The organism is Sphingomonas sp. DMC6 (assembly GCF_056314225.1).
The window spans coordinates 105324-129151 of sequence record NZ_JBQUYT010000004.1; the positions used below are offsets into that span (position 1 = coordinate 105324).

Below are 23828 nucleotides of genomic sequence, written 5' to 3' on the forward strand. Positions count from 1 at the left end.
GCATGGCAGGCAGCGTGCCTCCACCCTTGCCATCGCCGCCGCTTTGCGCCACCCCGGTCCCATGCTGATACGGCGGCGCGATCTGATGGCGGGCCTGGGGGCTGCGCTGGCCTTTCCGGCCCGGGCGCAGGGGCGGGCGCCGCTGGTGCTGGCCGCTGCCAGCCTGCAGGAATCGCTGGACGCTGCTGCCGACGCCTGGGCGTGGGCGGGGCATGCGCGGCCGGTTCTGTCCTTCGCGGCCTCATCGGCGCTGGCCCGGCAGATCGCAGCGGGGGCACCGGCGGACCTGTTCGTCTCGGCGGACGAGCCCTGGATGGACGATCTGCAGCAGCGCGGGTTGCTCGCACCGGGCACGCGCGCACCGTTTCTGGGCGGCCGGCTGGTGCTGGTCGCACGTGCGGAGGACCGCCGAAACCTCGCGCTGCGTCCCGGCGCCCCGCTGGCGGCGATGCTGGGTGGCGGGCGGCTGGCAATGGCCGATCCGGATTCGGTGCCTGCCGGTCGCTATGGCAAGGCCGCGCTCGAGAAGCTGGGCATCTGGAACGCGGTCGCGCCCAAGGTGGTGCGGGCCGAAAGCGTGCGGGCGGCGCTGGCGCTGGTCGAGCGAGGCGCAGCGCCGCTCGGTATCGTCTATGCGACCGACGCACAGGCCTCGCGCGCGGTACGGGTGGCGGGGATATTCCCGGCCGACAGTCACCCGCCGATCCGCTATCCGATCGCGCGGCTGAAGGCTGCGACCAGTCCCGATGCCGAGCCGTTGCGCCGCTTCCTCCTGTCGCGCGCCGGCAAGGCGATCTTCGCGCATTATGGCTTCACGCCGCTGTGAGCGGTGAGGAATGGGCGATCGTCGCCCTGTCGTTGAAGGTGGGGCTGGTGGCGGTGTTCGGCGCGCTGCCGATCGCCTTTGCGCTGGCCTGGGCGCTGGCGCGCTGGCGGTTCCCCGGCAAGTTGCTACTCGATGCGCTGGTCCATTTGCCGCTGGTGGTGCCGCCGGTGGTGACGGGGTGGCTGTTGCTGCTGGCCTTCGCGCCGGCCGGACCGCTGGGCGCGCTGCTCCAGCGCTTGATCGGCATCACGGTGCTGTTCCGCTGGAGCGGCGCGGCGATTGCGGCGGGGGTGATGGCGCTGCCGCTGATGGTGCGCGCGATCCGGCTGTCGCTTGAGGCTGTCGATCCCCGGCTGGAGGCGGCGGCGCGGACGCTGGGCGCCTCGCCCGCACGGGTGCTGCGTAGCGTGACGCTGCCGCTGGCGATGCCCGGGGTGATTGCGGGGCTGGTGCTGGGCTTTGCGCGTGCGCTGGGCGAGTTCGGGGCGACCATCACCTTCGTGTCCAACGTACCGGGCGAGACGCAGACGCTACCGCTGGCCATCTACTCCGCGCTGCAGCAGCCGGGCGGGGAGGGGCAGGTGCTGCGCCTTGCCGGCATCTCGGTGGTGCTAGCACTGGTTGCGCTGCTCGGCTCCGAATGGTTTGCGCGACGATTGGGGCGTGGCGGCCATGTCCTTTGATGTTGATGTCCGCTGCCGGCTGGGCGAAGCGGAGATAGCCTGCCGGATCGAACCCGGCGCCGGCGTGACGGTGTTGTTCGGCCCTTCGGGTGCGGGCAAGACGAGCGTGCTCAACATGGTCGCCGGGTTGCTGCGCCCCGATGCGGGGCATGTGCGGGTGGGTTCGCGCACGCTGTTCGCTACGGCCGCGGCTGTCGATCTGGCGCCGGAGGCGCGCCGTGCCGGTTATGTGTTTCAGGAGCCGCGGCTGTTTCCGCATCTGCGGGTGCGGGCGAACCTGTTCTACGGCCGGCCGCGCGACGCGTCGGGGAAGGGCGAGGAGGTGATTGCGTTGCTCGGCATTGGTGGGCTGCTCGACCGCTGGCCGCGCACGCTCTCCGGGGGGGAGGCGAAGCGCGTGGCGATCGGGCGGGCATTGCTGTCCGCACCCGAATTCCTGCTGCTCGATGAGCCGCTGGCCTCGCTCGACCGGGCACGGCGCGAGGAGATCATAGGCCTGCTGGAGGGGCTGCGGCGCGAGACCGGGTTGCCGATCCTGCTGGTCACGCATGATCGCGATGAGGCGGAGCGGCTGGGCGACCGCATCGTCGCGATGGGCTGACCGGGGCTCAGTGCATCCAGACGCCCGCAGCTTCGGTCTGGCGGCGGGGTGCAGGTGCGGATGCGGAACCGTTCGGTTTGCTGCCGATTTCGAACTGATCGGCGGCATCGGCGAGCTGAGTCACTTCCTGCAACAGGTTGCGTGCCGAGGCCGAAGTCTCCTCCACCATCGCGGCGTTTTGCTGGGTGCTCTGGTCCATCGTCCGGATCGTCTCGCCCAGCCGCGAAATCGCCTGCGACTGGACGCGGTTGTCGGATGCGACCTGCGACAGAAGCTGATGCACCGTCGCGGCATTTTCGCTGATTTCGGCAAAGGCGCCGTCGACATCCTGCACGGCGGACACGGCGGTGCCGATTTCGACCTGCGTGACGGTGAGCTGGTCGCGGGCGCGGCCGGCTTCTTCTTCCGCGCGCATCGCCAGCGCCGAGACGAGATCGGCGACGACGGCGAACCCACGCCCGGCCTCGCCGGCGCGGCCTGCTTCTACGGCGGCGTTCATCGCAAGCACGCGCGTCTGAAACGCGATCTTGTCGAGCCCCTCGATTACGGCATCGATGCCCTTGGCGCTGTCTGACACGCGGCCCATGGCGGACACGGCGTTGGTAACCCGCGAGCGGCCCGACTGGACGGCGTGGATCGTGTGGTCGGCGCGCTCGACCGTGGTGGTAGCCGCCTGAACCGAGCTTTTGAGGCGGCTGTCGATTTCGCCCACGGTCTGGGTGGTTGCGACCAGGCTGGCGGCGGTTGCTTCGGTGCGTCGGGCGAGATCGTCGGCGGCATCGCTGATCTCGCGTGAGGCCTGGCGGAGATGGCCGGCGCCGGTATGAACGGTGCCGATCAGGCCGCGCAGGCTTTCCACGGCGGCGTTGAAGTCGCGCTTCAGCCGCGCGAACGGGCCGGTCAGTTCGGCATCGACGCGTGCGGTCAGATCGCCCGTGGCGAGATTCTGGAGGCCGGCGCCTACCGTTTCGACGATCAGCGCCGTCATGGCCTGTTTCTCGCCCTCGGCGACCTGCACCTGCTGGTTGAAATGGCCGATGGCACGGGCGAGCTCGCCCAGTTCGTCGGGGCGATCGGTCTCCGGCACGGTGGCATCGGCGCCGGCGCCCAGCTTCTGCACCGCTTCGGCCAGATCCACCAACGGGGCGATCAGGCGGGCGCGGACCAGCCGGGCGATGCCCAGTCCCCCGGCGATCGCCGCAGCCAGCGTAATGACCAGCAGTACGATCGCGATGATGCCCAGCCGCTCACCATATTTGGCGGTGGCGGTCGAATGCGCTTCGATCGCGTCCGATGCCGCGCTCATCGATTCTTCGAGCTTGTGGAACAGGTCGAAAAAGGCAGGGAGCATCCGGCGCGCGCCGGCTGGATCGGTCGTGGCCATTTCGGTGATGCGCGCAGCGCCATCGGCATAGGCCTTCATCGGCTCGGCGATGCTGGCGGTGGCGGCCTCGATCGCGGCATTGCCCCGGAACGCGGCGTCTTCGTCGATCGCCTTGCGTAGCGCCGCGACATGCTCGGCCAGATCCTTGCGCGCGTCCTTATAGCTAAGGTGCATGCCGGGATCGGTCGATGCGAGCGCGGCGAGCACGTCGCTACGCACCGCATCGTGCATCATATCGGCTTCCATATGGTTGCGCAGCAGCGCCGCAGCCTGGGCCTGACGGCCGAGTGCAGCGCTCAATTGCCATGCTGAGACGACTCCGGTTGCTCCGAGTAGCAGGAAAATTCCCAAAACAACGAGGGTTATCTTGCGAGTCGAATGTGCGATGGACTGCACGACTGGGAATCCTTTCTCACGAATTTACTACGAATAATTCGTCGATCCCCGCTTTTTATAGCGTTGATACGGACCTGCACCGCGCCTGACAGCTAAATTTATTGGCGGGGGAGGAAGGTTTGTGTGCGGTGCGATACTCTATTCTGGCATTTATTGTCGTCATGGCGGTTGCGTCGACAGCGCAAGCGCAGCGCGCGATTGAAGTGCATGTTACTGAAACGGTTGATCTTGCGGTCGCCGCGCATGGTGGTGCGGATGGTCGCCTGCGGGCGCTCGACAATCTCGACGTGGTGGCTGACGGCGATCTCGACAAGCTGATCGGGTGGAAGCAGGCGGCCGCGCATGTCCATGTGCTCAACAATATGGGCACGCGACCGAATGACGGCGCCGGCACGTTGCAGGGCGTCGACAATATTGAAGTCGGCACGCACCGGCTGCGCCTGTTCGAGGCGTGGATCGAGCAGCACATCGGCGCGCACACCAGCGTCCGGGCCGGCCTCTATAATCTGAACACCGAATTTTACGCCAACGAGGCCGCCGGCCTGTTGCTGGCACCCGCCTACGGGGTCGGCGCCGAATTCGCAGCGACCGGCCCCAATGGTCCTTCGATCTTCCCCTCCACGGCGCTTGCCGTGCGGATCGATCATCATCTGGGAGACCTGGGCTATGTCCGCGCCGTGGTGCTGAACGGCAATGCCGGCACGCTGGGCGACCCTAGGGGCGTTGATCTGAGCTTCCGCTATGGCGCGCTGCTGGTCGGCGAGGTCGGTGTGCAGCGCAAGGGGTTTAAGCTGGCGGCCGGCTATTGGCGCTACACGCACCGTCAGGACGATTATACCGAGACCGGCGCGGACGGCGCGCCGTTGAAGCGCATCGCTCATGGGGGCTACGCCCTGGCCGAACTCCACCTTGCGGGCAGCGAGGAAAGCCGGTCGCTGACGGCGTTTGCGCGCATCGGCCTGTCCGATGGCAAGACGACGCCGTTCCAGGGCGGCTGGCAGACCGGCTTCCTGGTCGAGCGCGCGGTGCCGGGAAGACCGGATTCTGCGCTGTCCTTCGGCATCAGCCGCGGTGTCACGACGTCCGGCTATCGCGGCGTGATGCGCGACACGGCGCTCCGCGCTGCCAACGCTGAGTCCGCGTTCGAACTGACCTATTCGGACCGCGTCTCCCGCCGCCTCACCGTCCAGCCGGACGTGCAGGTCATCTTCGACCGCAACGGTGAGGAGGGCGGGCCGGCCGTCGTGATGTCGACGCTCAGGCTGAAGCTGGCGCTGTGATGCCTTGGCGAGCGATGCGCCGGCGATAGCGCACCGCGCCGCCCAGCACGCCAAAGCCAAGCAGCAGCATCGTCCAGGCGCCCGGTTCGGGCACCACGGCATAGCTGCTGACGCTGTTGGTGCGCCCGCTCCAGTTGCCCTGCGTGCCCGCCTGTTGCAGCGACAGCACCTTGGGGCGGCTGCCGAACGGATTGTTGATCATCGCGCAGAAGGAATTGGACGTGATCGCGCAGCCGGCGGGCTGGGGATTGGTCGCGATGATCATGATGCCCGATGAGGCAAAGGCATAATAGAGCTTGTAGGGCAGGTTGAACGAAACAATGTCCAGCCCGGCATTGGTCGCGTCGATATTGGTCGCGGTCCACGGGTCGATGGTCAGCTTGAACCGCAGTTGCACCGTGTCCGCCAATACCGGCGTGGCGGGCGTGCTATCGGCGTGGAAATTGGTGCCGGTCACGCTGTAGAACATCGTGGCGACGTCGGCATGGGCCATCGAGGGCGCAATCATTGCGCCGGCGCAGGCAAGTACATGTTTGAACATGGGGATCCCCTTTTCGCATCGGGCGGGGCATTTTTACTTGCGCCGCCGGCGCCGGGATCATCACTTGCCGTTGTTGCTCGATTTTTTCTGAAGTGGTTCTATGCCGTTGATCGGGCAATGAAAAAGCCGCCGCCCGGCATTCCGGACGACGGCCTTTTCCATTTCAGGCGTTCAGCAGGCGCTTGGCCGCTGAACGGCGCGGTTCACTCCGCCTCGTTCAGATATTCGCCGGCATCCGCATCGGTGCCGTGGCCCGAGGGGGCCACCGACGCCAGGGGATCATCCCCGGTGCCGGCCGCATCGCGCGGGCTGCGGGCGAGTTCAGCGGCATGTTCTTCCGCTGCGCTAGCCGGTGCGATGAGCGAGGCTTCCTGCATCTTGCGCTGGGCGACGCGCAGCGCTGCATCGCGCGAGGTGGCCGCGACGCGCAGACGGTTCATGCCCGCGCCGGTGCCGGCGGGGATGAGACGGCCGACGATCACATTCTCCTTCAGGCCGAGCAGCGTGTCCTTCTTGCCCTGCACCGCGGCTTCGGTGAGCACGCGGGTGGTTTCCTGGAACGACGCCGCCGAGATGAAGCTGCGGGTCTGCAGCGACGCCTTGGTGATGCCGAGCAGGATCGGCTTGCCCTGGGCCGGAGCCTGGCCCGGAGCGAGCTTCGCATTGTGCTCGTCCATTTCATCGCGATCGACCTGCTCGCCCGCCAGCAGCGTGGTGTCGCCGCCATCGGTGATCTCGACCTTTTGCAGCATCTGGCGAACGATCACCTCGATGTGCTTGTCGTTGATCTTCACGCCCTGCAGTCGATAGACTTCCTGGATTTCGCTGACCAGATATTCGGCCAGCGGCTCGATGCCGAGCACTTCCAGAATGTCGTGCGGATCCGGCGAGCCGCCGATCAGGTTGTCGCCACGCTTGACGTAGTCGCCTTCCTGAACGTCGATCACCTTCGACTTCGGCACCAGATATTCCACGACCTCGCCGCCGTCCTCCGGCTGGATGCCGATCTTGCGCTTGGCCTTATAGTCCTTGCCGAACACCACGCGGCCCGAGACCTTGGCGATGATGGCATTTTCCTTGGGCTTGCGCGCTTCGAACAGCTCGGCAACGCGCGGCAGACCGCCGGTGATGTCGCGGGTCTTGGCGGATTCGCGGGCCACACGGGCCAGCACGTCACCACCCTGCACCGTGGCACCATCCTCGACCGAGATCACTGCGCCCGGCGCCAGCATGTAGCGGGCGGCTTCGGCAGCATTCTCGCCGGTCAGGGTCAGGCGAGGACGCAGATCCTCCTTTTTCCCTGCACCGCGATATTCGGTGACGACGCGCTGGGCGATACCCGTCGCTTCGTCGACCTGCTCGGTCATGGTCTTGCCGTCGATCAGGTCCTGATACTTCACCGTACCGCCGGTTTCGGTGATCACCGGCATGGTGAACGGATCCCATTCGGCCATCCGGTCGCCCTTCGACACTACATGGCCGTCGTCGAACATGACGTACGCACCGTACGGGATCTTGTGGACGGCCAGTTCGCGACCTTCCATGTCGAGGATCGCGATTTCGCCCGAACGGCTCAGCACCACGCGACGACCGCGCTGGTCCTCGATCAGGCGCAGGTCGCGGAATTCGGCCTTGCCGTCGACCGGCGCTTCCAGGTTCGACTGTTCGTTGAGCTGCGCCGCACCACCGATGTGGAAGGTACGCATGGTAAGCTGAGTACCCGGCTCACCGATCGACTGCGCCGCGATGACGCCGACCGCTTCGCCGATGTTCACCGGCGTACCGCGGGCGAGGTCACGGCCATAGCACTTGCCGCACACGCCGAGCTTGGCTTCGCAGACCAGCGGCGAACGAATCTTCACCGACGGAATGCTGAGCGCCTCGATCTGCGCGATCATGGCTTCGTCGAGCAGCGTGCCGACCGGGATCGCCACTTCGCCCGTCTTGGCGTCGACGATGTCCTCGGCCGTGGTGCGGCCCAGGATACGTTCGCCGAGCGACGCGATGACCGAGCCGCCCTGCACGATCGCCTTCATCTCCAGCGCGCGCTCGGTGCCGCAATCCTCCTCCATGACGACGCAGTCCTGCGACACGTCGACAAGGCGGCGGGTGAGGTAACCCGAGTTGGCGGTCTTCAACGCGGTATCCGCGAGGCCCTTACGGGCGCCGTGGGTCGAGTTGAAGTATTCAAGGACGGTCAGACCTTCTTTGAAGTTCGAGATGATCGGCGTTTCGATGATCTCGCCCGACGGCTTGGCCATCAGGCCGCGCATGCCGGCGAGCTGCTTGATCTGCGCAGCTGAACCACGGGCACCCGAGTGCGCCATCATGTAGATGGCGTTGTCGGGCATCTGACGGCCGGTCGCGGGGTCCTTCTTGACCGCCTTGATCTCGTCCATCATCGCCGCGGCCACCTGGTCGCCGCAACGGCTCCAGGCGTCGATCACCTTGTTGTACTTTTCCTGCTGGGTGATCAGGCCGTCCTGATACTGCTGCTCATAATCCTTCACCAGGGTGCGGGTCTCTTCGACCAGCGCTTCCTTGGCGTCCGGAATGATCATGTCGTCCTTGCCGAACGAGATGCCGGCCTTGAAGGCGTGGCGGAAGCCCAGCGACATGATCGCATCGGCGAACAGCACCGTCTCCTTCTGGCCGGTGTGACGATAGACCTCGTCGATCACGTCACCCACGTCCTTCTTGGTGAGCAGGCGATTGACGACGTCGAACGGCACCTTGTGCGACTTGGGCAGGCACTCGCCGAGCAGCATGCGGCCCGGGGTGGTCTGATAGCGCTTGAGGTACTGCTTGCCGTCCTCGTCGGTCTGCGGAACGCGGCTGGTGATCTTGCTGTGCAGCGTCACTGCGCCGGCGTTCAGTGCCTGGTGCACTTCGGCCATGTCGGCCAGCACCATGCCTTCGCCCGGCTCGCCTTCCTTCTCCATGGTGATGTAATAGAGACCCAGCACCATGTCCTGCGACGGCACGATGATCGGCTTGCCGTTCGCAGGCGACAGGATGTTGTTGGTCGACATCATCAGGACGCGCGCTTCCAGCTGCGCCTCGAGGCTCAGCGGAACGTGGACGGCCATCTGGTCACCGTCGAAGTCAGCGTTGAACGCCGAGCAGACCAGCGGGTGCAGCTGGATCGCCTTGCCTTCGATCAGCACCGGCTCGAACGCCTGGATGCCCAGACGGTGGAGCGTCGGCGCGCGGTTCAGCAGCACCGGGTGCTCGCGGATCACTTCGTCCAGGATGTCCCAGACTTCCTTGCGTTCCTTCTCGACCCACTTCTTCGCCTGCTTCAGGGTCATAGACAGACCCTTGGCGTCGAGACGGGCATAGATGAACGGCTTGAACAGCTCGAGCGCCATCTTCTTCGGCAGGCCGCACTGGTGCAGCTTGAGTTCCGGACCGGTCACGATGACCGAGCGGCCCGAATAGTCGACGCGCTTGCCGAGCAGGTTCTGACGGAAGCGGCCCTGCTTGCCCTTCAGCATGTCGGACAGCGACTTCAGCGGACGCTTGTTCGCACCGGTGATGGTGCGGCCGCGGCGGCCATTGTCGAACAGCGCGTCGACGGCTTCCTGCAGCATGCGCTTTTCGTTGCGGACGATGATGTCCGGCGCGCGCAGCTCCATCAGCCGCTTCAGGCGGTTATTACGGTTGATGACGCGGCGGTAAAGGTCGTTCAGGTCCGACGTCGCGAAGCGGCCGCCGTCCAGCGGCACCAGCGGGCGCAGTTCGGGCGGAATGACCGGGACGACGTCGAGGATCATCCATTCCGGGCGGTTGCCGGATTCGATGAAGCTCTCGACGACCTTGAGGCGCTTGATGATCTTCTTGGGCTTCAGCTCGGACTTGGTCTCGGCCAGTTCCTTGAGCAGCTCCTGGCGCTCGCCCTCGAGGTCGAGATCCATCAGCATGATCTTGACCGCTTCCGCGCCGATACCGGCGGAGAAGGCGTCTTCGCCATATTCATCCTGCGCATCGAGCAGCTCGTCCTCGGTGAGGAGCTGGAACTTCTCGAGCGGGGTGAGGCCCGGCTCGGTGACGATGTAGCTCTCGAAGTAGAGCACGCGCTCCAGCTGCTTGAGCTGCATGTCGAGCAGCAGGCCGATGCGGCTCGGCAGCGACTTCAGGAACCAGATGTGCGCGACCGGGGCGGCCAGTTCGATATGGCCCATGCGCTCGCGGCGGACCTTCGACACGGTCACTTCCACGCCGCACTTTTCGCAGACGATGCCCTTGTACTTCATGCGCTTGTACTTGCCGCACAGGCATTCATAGTCCTTGATCGGACCGAAGATGCGCGCGCAGAACAGGCCGTCACGCTCGGGCTTGAACGTGCGATAGTTGATCGTCTCGGGCTTCTTGATCTCGCCGAACGACCAGCTGCGGATACGGTCCGGCGACGCGATCCCGATCTGGATCTGGTCGAAGGTTTCCGGCTTGGCGAGCGGGTTCGCGAAGTTGGTAAGTTCGTTCATTTTTCAGTCCCTCTAGAGGGTAAAATCCATCGACCAGCAAAGGCCAGGAGGCAGATTGCGAGCGCGAAGGCGATGGTCAGCGAGTTTCCTAGGCTGCGGACGGACGCCGGGAGGCTCACGTCCATCAGAAACGCCAAGTTGAAAGCCGCTACGAGCAGGCCCGTGATACGCAACATCCAGTCAAGTATCCGGTGCCTGCTCATTTATCGCCTTACTCCGCCGCCTCGGCCAGATCGTCGTCGTCTTCCTGGCTCTTCAGCTCGACGTTGAGGCCCAGCGAGCGCATTTCCTTGACGAGCACGTTGAAGCTCTCCGGAATGCCGGCCTCGAAGGTGTCGTCGCCCTTGACGATCGCTTCGTAGACCTTGGTGCGGCCGACCACGTCGTCCGACTTCACCGTCAGCATTTCCTGGAGCGTATACGCCGCGCCATAGGCCTGGAGCGCCCACACTTCCATTTCACCGAAGCGCTGGCCACCGAACTGCGCCTTACCGCCCAGCGGCTGCTGGGTGACGAGGCTGTACGGCCCGATCGAACGCGCGTGGATCTTGTCGTCGACCAGGTGGTGCAGCTTGAGCACATACTTGTAGCCCACGGTGACCTTGCGGTCGAACGGATCGCCGGTGCGGCCGTCGAACAGCGTGACCTGACCGGACTCGTCGAGCCCCGCCAGCTTCAGCATGTCGGCGACGTCCTTTTCGACCGCGCCGTCGAACACCGGGGTGCCCATCGGAACGCCCGAGCGGACATTCTGCGCGAGTTCCAGCAACTGCTCGGTCGAGCGGCCGTTCAGTTCCTCGGCATAGCTGTCGCCATAGACCGTCTGCAGGATCTCCTTCACCGCTTCCGGCGGCTCGCCGGCCTGCGGATCGGGGTTCGCCGCACGCCATGCGTCCAGCGCCTCGCCGATCTTCCGGCCCAGGCCGCGCGCGGCCCAGCCCAGATGGGTTTCGAATATCTGCCCGACGTTCATGCGCGACGGCACGCCCAGCGGGTTGAGCACGAAGTCGACCGGCGTCCCGTCTTCCAGGAAGGGCATGTCTTCCTGCGGCAGGATGCGGCTGATGATGCCCTTGTTGCCGTGACGGCCGGCCATCTTGTCGCCCGGCTGCAGCTTGCGCTTCACCGCGACGAACACCTTGACCATCTTCAGCACGCCCGGCGGCAGCTCGTCACCGCGCTCCAGCTTCTCGCGGCGGTCCTCGAACTTGTCCTTGATGCGCTTCACGGCCTCGTCATACTGGCCCTTCACCGCTTCCAGGTTCGCCTGCATGGCATCGTCCTGCACCGCGAACTTCCACCATTCGTGGCGGTCGACGCTGTCCAGCACTTCCTCGTCGATGGTCACGCCCTTCTTCACGCCCTTCGGCGCGCCGGTGGCGACCTGACCCAGCAGCATCTCGCGCAGACGCGACCAGGTCGCGCGGTTGAGAATGGTGCGTTCGTCATCGGCGTCCTTGCGCAGGCGCTCGATTTCCTCGCGCTCGATCGCCAGGGCACGCTCGTCCTTGTCGATGCCGTGGCGGTTGAACACGCGGACGTCGACGATCGTGCCCGACACGCCCGGCGGCAGACGCAGCGAGGTGTCGCGCACGTCGCTGGCCTTTTCGCCGAAGATCGCGCGGAGCAGCTTTTCTTCCGGCGTCATCGGGCTTTCGCCCTTCGGCGTAATCTTGCCGACCAGGATGTCGCCCGGCTCCACTTCGGCGCCGATATAGACGATGCCCGCTTCGTCGAGGTTGCGCAGCGCTTCCTCGCCGACATTTGGAATGTCGCGGGTGATGTCTTCCGGCCCGAGCTTGGTGTCGCGCGCCATCACTTCGAACTCATCGATATGGATCGACGTGAACACGTCGTCCTTCACGATGCGCTCGTTGATCAGGATCGAGTCTTCGTAGTTGTAGCCGTTCCAGGGCATGAACGCGACGAGCACGTTGCGGCCCAGCGCCAGTTCACCGAACTCGGTCGACGGACCGTCGGCGATCACGTCGCCGGCCTTGACCACGTCGCCCACCTTCACCAGCGGACGCTGGTTGATGCAGGTCGACTGGTTCGAGCGCTGGAACTTCATCAGCGTGTAGATGTCGACGCCGCTTTCGCTGGCATCCACATCGCCGGTCGCGCGGATCACGATACGGGTGGCGTCGACCTGGTCGACCACGCCCGAACGCTTGGCGGCGATCGCGGCGCCCGAATCGCGGGCCACGGTTTCTTCCATGCCGGTGCCGACGAAGGGCGCTTCCGCCTTCACGAGCGGCACGGCCTGACGCTGCATGTTCGAGCCCATCAGCGCGCGGTTCGCGTCGTCCTTCTCGAGGAAGGGGATCAGCGAGGCGGCGACCGACACGAGCTGCTTCGGCGACACGTCCATCAGCGTCACCTGATCGCGCAGCGCCATCAGGAATTCGCCGGCCTGGCGGGCGGAGACGAGCTCCTCCACGAAGCCGCCGGTTTCGTCCAGCTCGGCCGATGCCTGCGCGATGGTGTGCTTCTGCTCTTCCATCGCCGACAGATAGACGACCTCGCTGGTCACCTTGCCGTCGATCACGCGGCGGTACGGCGTCTCGATGAAGCCGTACTTGTTGACGCGGCTGAAGGTCGCGAGCGAGTTGATCAGACCGATGTTCGGGCCTTCCGGCGTTTCGATCGGGCAGATACGGCCATAGTGCGTCGGGTGAACGTCGCGGACTTCGAAGCCCGCGCGCTCACGGGTCAGACCGCCCGGCCCGAGCGCCGATACGCGGCGCTTGTGCGTCACTTCGGAGAGCGGGTTGGTCTGGTCCATGAACTGGCTGAGCTGCGACGAGCCGAAGAATTCGCGCACCGCGGCGACCGCCGGCTTGGCGTTGATCAGGTCGTTCGGCATCACCGTCGACACGTCGACCGACGACATGCGCTCCTTCACGGCGCGCTCCATGCGGAGCAGGCCGACGCGATACTGGTTCTCGAGCAACTCGCCCACCGAACGGACGCGGCGGTTGCCGAGATTGTCGATATCGTCGACTTCGCCCTTGCCATCCTTCAGGTTCACGAGCGTCTTGACGACCTCGAGAATGTCCTCGGTACGCAGCGTGGTAACCGTATCCGGCGTGTCGAGACCCAGGCGCATGTTGAGCTTGACGCGGCCGACGGCCGACAGGTCATAGCGCTCGGGATCGAAGAACAGGCCGGCGAACAGCGCCTCTGCGGTTTCCAGCGTCGGCGGTTCGCCGGGGCGCATCACGCGATAGATGTCCGACAACGCCTGCTGACGCTCCTCGGCCTTGTCGACCTTGAGCGTGTTGCGGATCCACGGGCCGGTGGCGATGTGGTCGATGTCGAGCAGCTCGATCCGGTCGATGCCTGCCTTGTCGAGCTTTTCGAGATTCTCGGCGGACACTTCGTCGCCGGCCTCGATATAGATTTCGCCGGTGGCTTCGTTGATCAGGTCATAGGCGCTGTAGCGGCCGAAGATTTCCTCGGTCGGGATCAGCAGCGTCTCGAGACCGTCCTTCGCCGCCTTGTTGGCCGCGCGGGGGCTGATCTTCTGGCCGGCCGGGAACACCACCTCGCCCGACTTGGCATCGACGATGTCGAACGCCGGCTTCGAGCCGCGCCAGTTCTCCGGCTGGAACGGAATCTGCCAGCCGTTCGGACCGCGCAGGAAGGTGACGCGGTTGTAGAAATAGTTGAGGATCTCTTCCGAGTTCAGCCCCAGCGCATAGAGCAGGCTGGTGACCGGCAGCTTGCGCTTGCGGTCAATACGGACATTGACGATATCCTTGGCGTCGAACTCGAAATCCAGCCACGAGCCGCGATACGGGATTACGCGCGCAGCGAAGAGATACTTGCCGCTGGCATGCGTCTTGCCGCGGTCATGGTCGAACAGCACACCCGGCGAACGGTGCATCTGGCTGACGATGACGCGCTCGGTGCCGTTGATGAAGAAGGTGCCGTTCTCGGTCATGAGCGGCATGTCGCCCATGTACACGTCCTGCTCCTTGATATCGAGGACGGAGCGGGCTTCCGTATCGGGATCGACCTCGAACACGATGAGGCGCAGGGTGACGCGCATCGGCGCCGCATAGGTGATGCCACGCTGGCGGCATTCCTCGACGTCGAACTTCGGCGGTTCGAGCTCGTAGTTGACGAAGTCCAGCTCGGCGGTGCCGGCGAAGTCGCGGATCGGGAACACGCTGCGCAGCGTCTTTTCCAGGCCCGAGACATAGCCGATCGAGGGATCCGACCGCAGGAACTGTTCGTAGGATTCGCGCTGAACCTCGATCAGGTTCGGCATCTGCACCACTTCGTGGATGTCGCCGAACACCTTGCGGATACGGCGCTTGGCGGTGCCGCCCGCGCCCTCGATTGCCTTGGTAGCCATAGGTGTGTTTTTGCCTCGTCAGCCGTAATGCGCTGCCCCTGTCCGGGGCCGGGACGTGCGAGCAGACGCCAAAAGGCCGCTCGATTCCCGATTGGGTTTCGGCAGCTTCTCAGGCGTCTGACAGGCCCTTGATCCATCCGTCCGGGGCACTGCGCGACGGCGCCCCATTTCTCGATTCAAAGGCCAGAGCGGAGATATAGGGGGTGGCGCAGGGCGTGTCAAAGGGGGTGTAGGGGATTTTGCGGGGGAGGGGCGAAGCAAGGCGTTAATCCGGAAGGGCTCCGCGCAGCAGCGCTATCGCGCGCTGCTCGAAGCCGGGCAGGTCGCGCCCGGCTTCGGCCAGCATGCCACTGTCGATCGTCAGGGCGACCCGGCCCTCCGCCAGCATGGCGCCCGCGTCGCAGGCGAGCGCCAGCGTTGCGAGGTCATGCAGGGCGGTGACCAGCGTCAATCCCTCGCGCACCCGTGCGGCCAGAGCGGCGCGCAGGTCGAACGCCGCCACGGGGTCGAGCCAGTTGAACGGCTCGTCCAGTATCACCAGCGACTGGCCGCCGGCAAAGGCGAGGGCTATGGCGATACGCTGACGCATACCGGCCGAACAATCGCCAATCCAGCGGTCGCGGAGCCCGACGATGCCGAGTGCGGCGCCCAGTACGCCGAGCCGGGACTCCGCCGTTGCCCGATTGCCTGCCGCCAGCGCCAGCAATTCGCCCGCGCGCATCGCCTCGGGCAGCTTGTCGGCGGGCGGGGCGAAGCCGATGCTGGCGGCGCGGGCAAGGCGGTCGGCGGTGCGATCGACGCCATCGAGCAGGCAGGTGCCGCCAGCAAAGGGCAGCCGACCCGCAATCGCGCGCAACAGGCTGGTCTTGCCGGACCCGTTCGCACCGATCAGGCCGAACCACGTTCCTCGCGCGACCGACAGGTCCACGCCGCGCACCACGTGCGTACCGGCGCGGTCGACGACAGCCGAGGACAGCGAAATGGCGGGGCTCATGCGAGCAGCCAGGTCTGCGCCGAAGCGCGGCGATACAGGCGATAGCCCATCGCCGCCAGAATCAGTGGCAGCGCAACCGGCAGGGCAAGCGTAAGCAGGCCGAGCGCCAACAGATGCAGCGTAACTGCCGTTTCCGCCATTCGCCTGGGGTAGAGCCGATACGACAGGATACGCAGCGCCATCAGCGCCAGGCCTGCAAGAGTGACCATCACGCCGGCCAGCGCTGCCGGCAAAGGCATCAGCGCGAAACAGAAGGGGGCAAGCAGCACCAGATAGATCGCGCCTGCACGGCCGAGCAGGCGCAGTGTCGCCCATGGGCCGTAGCCGGAAAGGGCGAGAAAGCGGACCAGCGCGTCGTCGACCGCCGTCAGCGGCAACAGCGCCGCACCGGCGATGATCGCGGTCAACACGGGCTGGGTGGGCGCCTTGAGGCCGTTGGTGGCGAGCAGTAGCGGAAGCGCCAGCGCGCCCATTACCGCGCCAGCCCACGGCTTTTGCAACAGGCTGCGCATCGCGCCCATTCGAGGCGCGTAGACCGTTGCTGCGCCCGGCCGGAAGACGATCCGGTTCCAGCCATGGCCGACCAGCGCGCCGACGGCATATGTAGGCAGGGCGAGCAACGCCATCTCGGCGCGCACGATCACCGCGAGGAGGACCGCACCGCTGCCTGCGACGCTGTGGAGCTTTCGGGCATAACCCAGACGCGCGGCCGGCTGGAGGCTGTCCTGTGAGCAAATCCCGTCGCTGCCATGGAAGGCGATGCGGCGACCATATAGTCGGGCAGCCCCGAGGCCGATCGAAGCAGCCGCCGCAGCAAGGACTGCTGCGATAACCGGCGTCGGGCGATCCGCGAGCGCGACATTTGCCCCGACCGCCAGAATGCCGATCGCCGCCAGCGCGATCAACCGGTCGCTCCACCGCCAGAGCGCGCGGCGTACTTCATTGCCGAGGATCAGCCTGTCATGCCGCCACAACCGGTCGGGGGATGGCGGTCGCGCCTGTTGCATTCCCGTTTTCGCCCCTTCTCTGCCGCTCAGGCCCGTCCCCGACATAGGGCGGGCCGGGGGCGAGCATCAACCACCTCGGCTTCCGATCGCGCGGGCTCGCGAAATTTTCGCAATTGCAACAATATTGCCGCTGCATTGCAGCGGGAATTTAACAAAGCCGGGCGAGTGCCTTCTCTTCCGCAAAAAGGGGGACAAAACAATATGCTCCGTCGCAACCTCGCCATTGTCGCCGTGCTGCTTGCCAGCGTTTCCGCCACTGCCGTTCGCGCGCAGGAGGGCAATGCTGTGCCGCAAGATGACAGCAGCGATGTCATCGTCACCGCCCAGAAGATCGAGCAGCGCGCGGTCGACGTGCCGATCACCATCACGGCAGTTACGCAGGCGCAGATGAAGCGGATCGGCGTCGACGATCTCGACGAGGTTGCGGCCTATGTCCCGGGCCTAAACATTCAGGAGCAGAGCGCGAACAACCCCGGCATCGTCATCCGCGGCATCACTTCGGACAGCGGATCGGCGCAACAGGCGGCGCGCGTCACTGTCTATTATAACGGCGTCGACATCTCGCGTTCGCGCGGCGTGTACCAGGCCGTCTATGACGTAGACCGGATCGAAGTGGTGAAGGGCCCGCAGGCCACCTTGTTCGGCACCGCTTCGACCGTGGGTGCCGTCAGCATCGTCTCGGCGCGGCCCGAGCCGGGCGTGTCGGCGGAAGCCACTGCGGGGTACGGCAATTACAATGCCTATCTGCTGGGCGGCCACCTGAACGTCGGCAACGACGTGATCGCAGCGCGCATCGCCGGCGAGTGGAAGAAGCGCGATGGCTATGTCCACAATCTCTCGACGACGCAGGGCGATCTCTATGCCCAGAACCAGCTCGGGCTGCGTGCCTCGCTGCGCTACACGCCCACCGACGCGCTGACCGTCGACCTGATCGGCACCTATGACCGCCAGCGCAACAGCGGCACGCCGTTCGTATCGAAGCGCTATGCCACGTCGCAGGGGCCGGGCAACCCGTTCGGCGCCGCCAATCTGTCCAGCTCGCCCTATGCCGCGCAGGTGCTGGGGGGCAAAAATCTGGGCCTGACCCGTGACGTTTATGACGTGAACCTCACTGCCCGCTACGAATTCGCCGATGGCTGGACCTTCACCACGGTGAATGGCTATCGCGCGTTCAACTCGCTCGAAGTGTTCGATGCCGACGGTTCGGCTGCCTGGTACCTCGAATTTTCCGAGGGCGCCTATGGTTCGCAGATCAACCATGAGTCGCGCTTCAACTATAGCGACGACCATGTCCGCGCGAGCTTCGGCTGGAACGTGTTCCACGAGAACAACCGGCAGGAAGTACCCTTCTCCACCGAAGAAGGTACCTATATCCAGTGCGCGGCCAATGTGATCCCGCAGCTTGGCTGCATCTCGCCGACCGGCGTGGTGACCGCGGCGCAGGCGACGGCGCTGCTGACCAGGGGGGCGGCAACGCAGATCCCCTATCAGTCGCTGTTCGTGAACAAGGGTATCAACGACCAGTATTCGATGTTCGGCGATGTCACCTGGATCCCGGTGCGGAAGCTGGAACTCACTGCCGGCATCCGCGCGCTGATCGAGCAGCGCAAGGCAGGCTTCTATTCGGTGGCGCCCAAATCGGTGCTGACCAAGGCGCCGCTGATCCCCGGCCAGACGACCACCAACGGCACCTTGTGGAGTCAGCACAGCTTCCAGTCGTTCCTTCCGCGTTTCAATGCGCTTTATCGCCTTAGCGACCGCGTCAACCTGTACGCGACGATTTCCAAGGGCCGCCATTCGCCGACGGTGAACCAGGGTGCCGCGCCGATCGCGACGGTGATCCCGGAGGAAACGGTGTGGGATTACGAAGGCGGCGTGAAGGTCGCCGGCCGCGTCTTCTCGGGCTCGCTGGGCGTCTATTATCAGGCGTATAACAACTTTCAGGTCAGCCGTATCATCAGCGATCCCAACGATCCATCGGGCCAGGCCGTCGGCACCAGCATCACCGAAAGCGCCGGCAGCGCGCATAATCTCGGCGTTGAGGCGGAAGGCCAGTTGCGGCCGACTTCGTGGCTCAGCCTGTTCGGCAATATCGGCTATATCCGCGGCGGCATGGACAACAAGAAGTCGAACGGAATCTATGCCGGCAACCGCTTCCGCCTGCAGCCCGAAGTGCAGGCGGCCGCCGGGTTCACCGTCGACGTGCCGGTACGCGACGGCGTGCGCCTGTTCGCCACGCCCAGCGTGACCTATCGCAGCAAGATCTTTTTCGAGCTGCCTAACAAGGAAGCCATCTCGCAGGTCGGCGTGACGCTGGTCAACCTGAAGGCGGGGGTCAGCTTCGCCAATGGCCGCTATGAACTGGCCGGCTATCTGCGCAACGCGACCAAAGAGCATTATCTGCTCGACGCCGGCAACACCGGCGGCGCGTTCGGTGACCCCACCTATATTCCGGGCGAGCCGCGCTTCTACGGCGCGCAGTTTACCGTGAAGTTCTGAGCGTTCCGATATCGAAGGGCAGGGGGCTGCGCACAGGCTGCGCGGCCCCTTCGCAATTTTCGCGGGGGTGCTTCCCAAGTGGCGGATGTGACTTTATCCCATGCCGATCATCGCCATGGGGAACCACATGTCCTTTCGTACTTTTGCACTGGCCGGTCTCGCCGGCGCCGCGCTGCTGACCGCGCCTGCCGTCTATGCCCAGCAGGCCGCACCGGGCGCCTTTAACGACATCCCTGCCAAGTTCGTCCTGCCCGAAGGCAGCAAGGACTATATCCGCCGCGAAGTGATGGTGCCGATGCGCGATGGCACCAAGCTGTTCACCACCATCGTGATCCCCAAGGGCGCGACCGGCGCGCCGATCCTGCTTACCCGCACCCCCTATGATGCGTTCAACCGCGTACGCCGGATGGACAGCAACAAGATGCTGTCGGTACTGCCCGAAGGCGACGAGGTGTTCGTCAAGGCCGGCTATATCCGCGTGTTCCAGGACATCCGCGGCAAATACCGTTCGGAAGGCGACTTCGTCGTCACCCGTCCGCCGGTCGGGCCGCTCAACCCCACCAAGGTCGACGACACCACCGATGCCTGGGACACGATCGACTGGCTGGCGAAGAACCTGCCGGAATCGAACGGCAAGGTCGGCATGCTCGGTTCTTCCTATGAAGGCTGGACCGTGGTGATGGCGCTGCTTCACCCGCATCCGGCGCTGAAGGTGGCCGCGCCCGAGAGCCCGATGATCGACGGCTGGATGGGCGACGACTGGTTCCACCACGGCGCGTTCCGCCTGCCGAACATCGGCTGGATTGCCGGTATCACCGGCTACAAGGCCGGCGGTCCGACTCCGCCCGATGGCGGCTGGGACGATTACGACACGTTCCGCAAGATCGGCTCGGCCGGCGACTGGGCGAAGCAGTTCGGCTATGACCAATTGCCCTTCTGGCAAAAGCTGGGCCAGCACGCTGCCTATGACGCGTTCTGGCAGGGCCAGGCGCTCGACAAGCTGCTTGCCGCCAATCCCTCGAACGTGCCCACGCTGTGGGAGCAGGGTCTGTGGGATCACGAGGACATGTACGGCGCGATCCACAGCTGGGAAGAGCTGCAGAAGACGCCGCAGGCCAGCAACAACTACCTGCTGATGGGGCCGTGGCGCCATTCGCAGTTCAATTATAACGGCTCCAAGCTGGGGGCGCTCAATTTCGAGGGCGATACCGCGCTCCAGGCGCGCCGCGACATCCTGCTGCCCTTCTTCAACGCGCATCTGAAGAATGGCGCCCCGGCCTATACCCCGCCGGTCGCCAGCATCTACAATACCGGCGAGAACCATTGGGATTTCCTCAATAAATGGCCGCTAGCGGCGGAGCTGACCCCGCTATACTTGACGGCCGGCGAGCGCGCGGGCTTCGCCAAGCCGGCGGCAGGGGAGGACAGCTATGTCTCCGATCCCGCCAAGCCGGTGCCGTACCTGCCGCGTCCGATCAATTTCAATGACGGGCGCTGGGGCACCTATCTCGTCACCGACCAGCGTTTCGTCGATGGCCGGCCCGACGTGCTGACCTATGCGACGCCGGTGCTCGACAAGCCGGTGCGCGTCTCGGGCGCGCCGCTGGCCGATATTTTCGCGAAGACGACCGGCACCGACGGCGACTTCGTCGTCAAGGTGATCGACGTCTATCCGGACGAAATCGCCTCGAACAAGGAAATGGGCGGCTTCCAGCTGCCGATCGCGCTCGACATCTTCCGCGGCCGCTATCGCAACTCGTTCGAGCATCCCTCGCCGATCCCGGCCGGCAAGGTCCAAGAATACAAGTTCCGCCTGCCGACGGTGAACCATGTGTTCCTGCCGGGCCACCGGATCATGGTGCAGGTCCAGTCGAGCCTGTTCCCGGTCTACGACCGCAACCCGCAGAAATATGTCGACAATATCTTCTTCGCCAAACCGGGCGATTACCAGAAGGCGACCGTGACGATCGTCTATGGCGGAAACCAGTCCAGTTCGGTGCTGTTGCCGGTGGTGCCGGTCGACCAGGGGGCGGCACGGGTGAAGTAATCAGGACTGGTCCGGCGGCGCCCATCGGGGGTGGGTGTCGCCGGTACCGCAGCTTGGGGTGGCGCAATGATCAGGATTATCGGTGCCTTGGCCGCCTATGCCGGGCTGTTCCTGCAGGTGGCGAGCGCGGCAGCGGCAGGCCCGGATCCGGAGGTGCTTCCGCGCGTCGGCAAGTGGGAGATTTCCTATGATGACGACGCCTGCCAGCTCTCCGGCCAGTTCGGTGACGCCAGCGATCCTGCCTATGTAAGGATTACCCGCTACAACAAGGGCGACGGCTTCGATCTGGCGTTGTTCGGCAATCGCTTCAAAGCCGAGGCGCCTCGAGCGGCTGTTGCGATTACGTTTACCGGTGGTGGCGATGTTTCGCGAACGGCGGTGGCAGGCACCATGGGGAACTTGCCCATCTTGATGGTGCACGGCGTTCGCTTCGACGGTTGGCTTGGCACCAGTCCGGCAGATAAAGTCCCTGCCATCTCTCCTGATTTTGAACAGGGGGTTTCTGCGGCGCGAATTACGATCGGCGATAAACGGCCGCTTCTTCTGCAGTTCGGCTCGATGGGGGCGCCGATGGCCGCATTACGAACCTGCTTCAATAATCTGATGCGGGATTGGGGTTTCGATCCTGCCGTCCAGACCAGTCTTTCTCGCGAAGCCAAGCCCGCGGCGGCCAGATGGTTTAGCCCGGACGATTATCCGCCCGAATGGCAACGGTCACACCCGGATCGTGACGTCACGGTCCGTATCGATGTCGAGGCCGATGGTTCCGTCTCTGCCTGCCATGTCATGTTTCAGGCTAGCCCGGACGCATTCTCCGACGTGACTTGTTCCGTGATCCGCAAGCACGGGAGGTTCGAGCCCGCGCAGGATGCGGCGGGAAAGCCGGTGCGGTCGTTCGTGACGTTCAAGACCAGTTGGCACGCCCAATAGCGACGCGATGACGTTTTCCGCCCGAGAATCCGAGAGTGGCTCCAGTTGACCAGTCGGTGACAAAGGGCGAAGTAAGGCGGGGGATTCGAAAGGGAAGGGTTGATGATACGCGGTATGTCGGCAGGCCTGGCCTGCATGGCTACCATCATGGCCGGCGCTGCGACGGCAGCGCCGGAACCGGAAACGCTCCCCCTCGTCGGCAAGTGGCAAGTCTCGTATGACGAGGATGCCTGTCAGCTTTATGGCGCTTTCGGTGAGGGGAAAAGCCTGACTTATTTTCGGCTTACCAGCTACTCCAAAGGCGGATGGTTCGATCTTGGGCTGTTCGGAAAGCGATTTGAGGGTCTCGAGGGCCGTCGCGAGACAAAAGTGTCTTTTGCGGGTGGAGGAACAGACTCCTCAACGGCCGAATACGCCCGGACCGGTACATTGCCCACCATGCTCATGTCGTCGGTGCGGTTTGACGGATGGCATTCCAACGACAGCGACCATGAGCCTTCGCCAGTTGTCTCACTGGACTATGAAGCGGGCATATCCAGCGTGCGGTTTGATGTGGTGGGGCGGCACCCGTTGATCCTCCAGTCAGGTTCGTTGCGTGCGCCGATGGTAGCAATGCGCGCATGTGTCGATAATCTTACACGGCACTGGGGGTATGATCCGGAAGTTTTGGCGAACCTGACACGTAAGCCGATACCGATCGACAATCCTGCTAACTGGTTCAGCGAGTCTGATTTCCCGAATGATGCTGTCGGCGCCAATGGCAAAGTTCGCGTTCGGATTGATGTCGACACCGATGGCACAGTTTTCGGCTGCCGTGTCTTGTTCCGGACCAACCCCGACAAATTCGCGGATTTGACCTGTTTCCTGATCCGGAAGAGGGCTAAGTTCAAACCCGCCTTGGATGCTGCGGGCAAGCCCGTTCGGGCGTTCTACTTTTTGGGCACGAACTGGCGCACCGAATAACGCAGCGTTTTTCCGACGACCGGAAGATGCGTGATAGCTGGACAAATCGTGCCCAGTTGCACTCGATCTTGCATATAAAAATTGAAAAGCTCTGGTAAAAATACGGAGGTCTGACGAGGCAAATTCCCAGCATTCCTTAACCCTCTTCATGTCTATGTGGATGTGAAGGGATCGTCGGGTCCGGACTTGCGGCGGGAGGCAGGTACGGGGATGCGGGGAGTGAAATCATGTCGGGCGGGTCCGGTCGTGCCTATCTGCGCGAGGCCATCGAGTTTCTGGTCTATTTTGCCTATATGACGCTGGTCGGCGCGGCGATGTACGTGCTGGTCCTGCTGCGGCCGCAGGCGCATTCGCAGGTCTATATCAACACCAGCATTCTGGTCGCTTTCAGCACCGGCGCCTATGCCACTTATATGTATATGCGCTATCGCAAGGCGCTGCGGCGGTTCGGGGAACGCCTGATCGCCCAGCCCGCCGATGCGCCGCTGGTGTCGGCGAAGCCGCGCCATGATACCCGCGCATGGGCAGAGCGCGTGGCCCAGGAACGCATCGAAGCGGCCGGCAACAATGTTCCCAAGCTGCTGGCGCTGGCCGACTTTTTCGGCATCGATCCCGAGAAGGCACGTGAGGCGACCGAGGGGGCCGGGGCGGCAGAGAGCGAAGACGACGAGGCCAAGCTGGAGGCGATCGCGGCGGAACTCGCCAAGGTGCACAATCTCGACGTCGATGCGATCCGCGCCAAGATTGCCGAGCGGCTCCAGGGCGTGCCGCAGGAGGCCGAGGCTCCGTAGGATTACCGAGCCGGCAAGGATTGCTGCATCATACTC

15 protein-coding genes are annotated in these 23828 nt (G+C 64.6%); 9 read left to right on the top strand and 6 right to left on the bottom strand.

The features are described from left to right. Positions 1-61: 61 nt before the first annotated feature. Genes modA through ACT53M_RS11105 form a run of 3 tightly spaced genes read left to right on the top strand, consistent with a single transcriptional unit; the run spans position 62 to position 2110 of the window. Complete coding sequence (gene modA, locus ACT53M_RS11095; RefSeq protein WP_476233380.1) at positions 62-826, top strand: molybdate ABC transporter substrate-binding protein; 765 nt, start codon at positions 62-64, stop codon at positions 824-826. Continuing rightward, positions 823-1509 (top strand): molybdate ABC transporter permease subunit, encoded by a 687-nt coding sequence (modB, locus tag ACT53M_RS11100; protein WP_476233383.1) that lies wholly within the window; start codon positions 823-825, stop codon positions 1507-1509. The genes modA and modB overlap by 4 nt, the downstream gene beginning before the upstream one ends. Next, a complete protein-coding gene (locus ACT53M_RS11105; protein ID WP_476233385.1) occupies positions 1499-2110 on the top strand; it encodes an ATP-binding cassette domain-containing protein in 612 nt (203 codons plus the stop codon). Before modB ends, ACT53M_RS11105 begins: the two co-directional genes overlap by 11 nt. 7 nt (positions 2111-2117) lie before the next feature. On the opposite strand, the gene ACT53M_RS11110 is transcribed toward ACT53M_RS11105, so the two are convergent. Beyond that, on the bottom strand, positions 2118-3794 hold the full coding sequence (locus tag ACT53M_RS11110) for a methyl-accepting chemotaxis protein (RefSeq protein WP_476233386.1): 1677 nt from the start codon (positions 3792-3794) through the stop codon (positions 2118-2120). Positions 3795-4093: 299 nt separating this feature from the next. Here ACT53M_RS11110 and ACT53M_RS11115 point away from each other — a divergent pair, with 299 nt between their 5' ends. After that, a complete protein-coding gene (locus tag ACT53M_RS11115; RefSeq protein ID WP_476233388.1) occupies positions 4094-5170 on the top strand; it encodes a carbohydrate porin in 1077 nt (358 codons plus the stop codon). Here ACT53M_RS11115 and ACT53M_RS11120 read toward each other — a convergent pair. The 5 genes from ACT53M_RS11120 to ACT53M_RS11140 all read right to left on the bottom strand — a co-directional run bounded on the left by ACT53M_RS11120 (position 5148) and on the right by ACT53M_RS11140 (position 16562). After that, the gene (locus tag ACT53M_RS11120) at positions 5148-5711 is read right to left on the bottom strand and encodes a PEPxxWA-CTERM sorting domain-containing protein (RefSeq protein WP_476233390.1); all 564 of its coding nucleotides are present in this window, start codon (positions 5709-5711) and stop codon (positions 5148-5150) included. The genes ACT53M_RS11115 and ACT53M_RS11120 overlap by 23 nt on opposite strands. Before the next feature lie 203 nt (positions 5712-5914). Further along, positions 5915-10198 (bottom strand): DNA-directed RNA polymerase subunit beta', encoded by a 4284-nt coding sequence (rpoC, locus tag ACT53M_RS11125; RefSeq protein WP_476233391.1) that lies wholly within the window; start codon positions 10196-10198, stop codon positions 5915-5917. 211 nt (positions 10199-10409) lie between these two features. Then, a complete protein-coding gene (rpoB, locus tag ACT53M_RS11130) occupies positions 10410-14561 on the bottom strand; it encodes a DNA-directed RNA polymerase subunit beta (RefSeq protein ID WP_476233392.1) in 4152 nt (1383 codons plus the stop codon). A gap of 265 nt (positions 14562-14826) precedes the next feature. Next, positions 14827-15555: an ATP-binding cassette domain-containing protein gene (locus ACT53M_RS11135; protein ID WP_476233393.1), complete on the bottom strand. Its 729-nt coding sequence runs from the start codon at positions 15553-15555 to the stop codon at positions 14827-14829. Continuing rightward, entirely contained in the window at positions 15552-16562 is a 1011-nt protein-coding gene (locus ACT53M_RS11140) for a hypothetical protein (protein ID WP_476233394.1), read from the bottom strand. The genes ACT53M_RS11135 and ACT53M_RS11140 overlap by 4 nt, the downstream gene beginning before the upstream one ends. A gap of 201 nt (positions 16563-16763) precedes the next feature. Between ACT53M_RS11140 and ACT53M_RS11145 the strand changes: the two genes are divergently transcribed. From ACT53M_RS11145 to ACT53M_RS11165, 5 genes are all read left to right on the top strand, one after another. Further along, on the top strand, positions 16764-19061 hold the full coding sequence (locus ACT53M_RS11145; RefSeq protein ID WP_476233395.1) for a TonB-dependent receptor: 2298 nt from the start codon (positions 16764-16766) through the stop codon (positions 19059-19061). Between the two features lie 127 nt (positions 19062-19188). Beyond that, positions 19189-21108, top strand: coding sequence for a CocE/NonD family hydrolase (locus ACT53M_RS11150; protein ID WP_476233397.1), 1920 nt, complete (start codon positions 19189-19191; stop codon positions 21106-21108). A gap of 66 nt (positions 21109-21174) precedes the next feature. Continuing rightward, complete coding sequence (locus tag ACT53M_RS11155) at positions 21175-22038, top strand: energy transducer TonB (RefSeq protein WP_476233399.1); 864 nt, start codon at positions 21175-21177, stop codon at positions 22036-22038. Positions 22039-22173: 135 nt separating this feature from the next. After that, positions 22174-23001, top strand: a complete 828-nt coding sequence (locus ACT53M_RS11160) for an energy transducer TonB family protein (RefSeq protein ID WP_476233400.1) — start codon at positions 22174-22176, stop codon at positions 22999-23001. Positions 23002-23228: 227 nt separating this feature from the next. Continuing rightward, complete coding sequence (locus ACT53M_RS11165) at positions 23229-23792, top strand: hypothetical protein (RefSeq protein WP_476233402.1); 564 nt, start codon at positions 23229-23231, stop codon at positions 23790-23792. Positions 23793-23828 lie beyond the last annotated feature (36 nt).

Bases quoted from the DNA above. Each gene is read 5' to 3' on its own strand.
- modA (WP_476233380.1), top strand. From the start codon at position 62: ATGCTGATACGGCGGCGCGATCTGATGGCGGGCCTGGGGGCTGCGCTG.
- ACT53M_RS11105 (WP_476233385.1), top strand. From the start codon at position 1,499: ATGTCCTTTGATGTTGATGTCCGCTGCCGGCTGGGCGAAGCGGAGATA.
- ACT53M_RS11120 (WP_476233390.1), bottom strand. From the start codon at position 5,711: ATGTTCAAACATGTACTTGCCTGCGCCGGCGCAATGATTGCGCCCTCG.
- rpoC (WP_476233391.1), bottom strand. From the start codon at position 10,198: ATGAACGAACTTACCAACTTCGCGAACCCGCTCGCCAAGCCGGAAACC.
- rpoB (WP_476233392.1), bottom strand. From the start codon at position 14,561: ATGGCTACCAAGGCAATCGAGGGCGCGGGCGGCACCGCCAAGCGCCGT.
- ACT53M_RS11135 (WP_476233393.1), bottom strand. From the start codon at position 15,555: ATGAGCCCCGCCATTTCGCTGTCCTCGGCTGTCGTCGACCGCGCCGGT.
- ACT53M_RS11140 (WP_476233394.1), bottom strand. From the start codon at position 16,562: ATGCAACAGGCGCGACCGCCATCCCCCGACCGGTTGTGGCGGCATGAC.
- ACT53M_RS11145 (WP_476233395.1), top strand. From the start codon at position 16,764: ATGCTCCGTCGCAACCTCGCCATTGTCGCCGTGCTGCTTGCCAGCGTT.
- ACT53M_RS11150 (WP_476233397.1), top strand. From the start codon at position 19,189: ATGTCCTTTCGTACTTTTGCACTGGCCGGTCTCGCCGGCGCCGCGCTG.
- ACT53M_RS11155 (WP_476233399.1), top strand. From the start codon at position 21,175: ATGATCAGGATTATCGGTGCCTTGGCCGCCTATGCCGGGCTGTTCCTG.
- ACT53M_RS11160 (WP_476233400.1), top strand. From the start codon at position 22,174: ATGGCTACCATCATGGCCGGCGCTGCGACGGCAGCGCCGGAACCGGAA.
- ACT53M_RS11165 (WP_476233402.1), top strand. From the start codon at position 23,229: ATGTCGGGCGGGTCCGGTCGTGCCTATCTGCGCGAGGCCATCGAGTTT.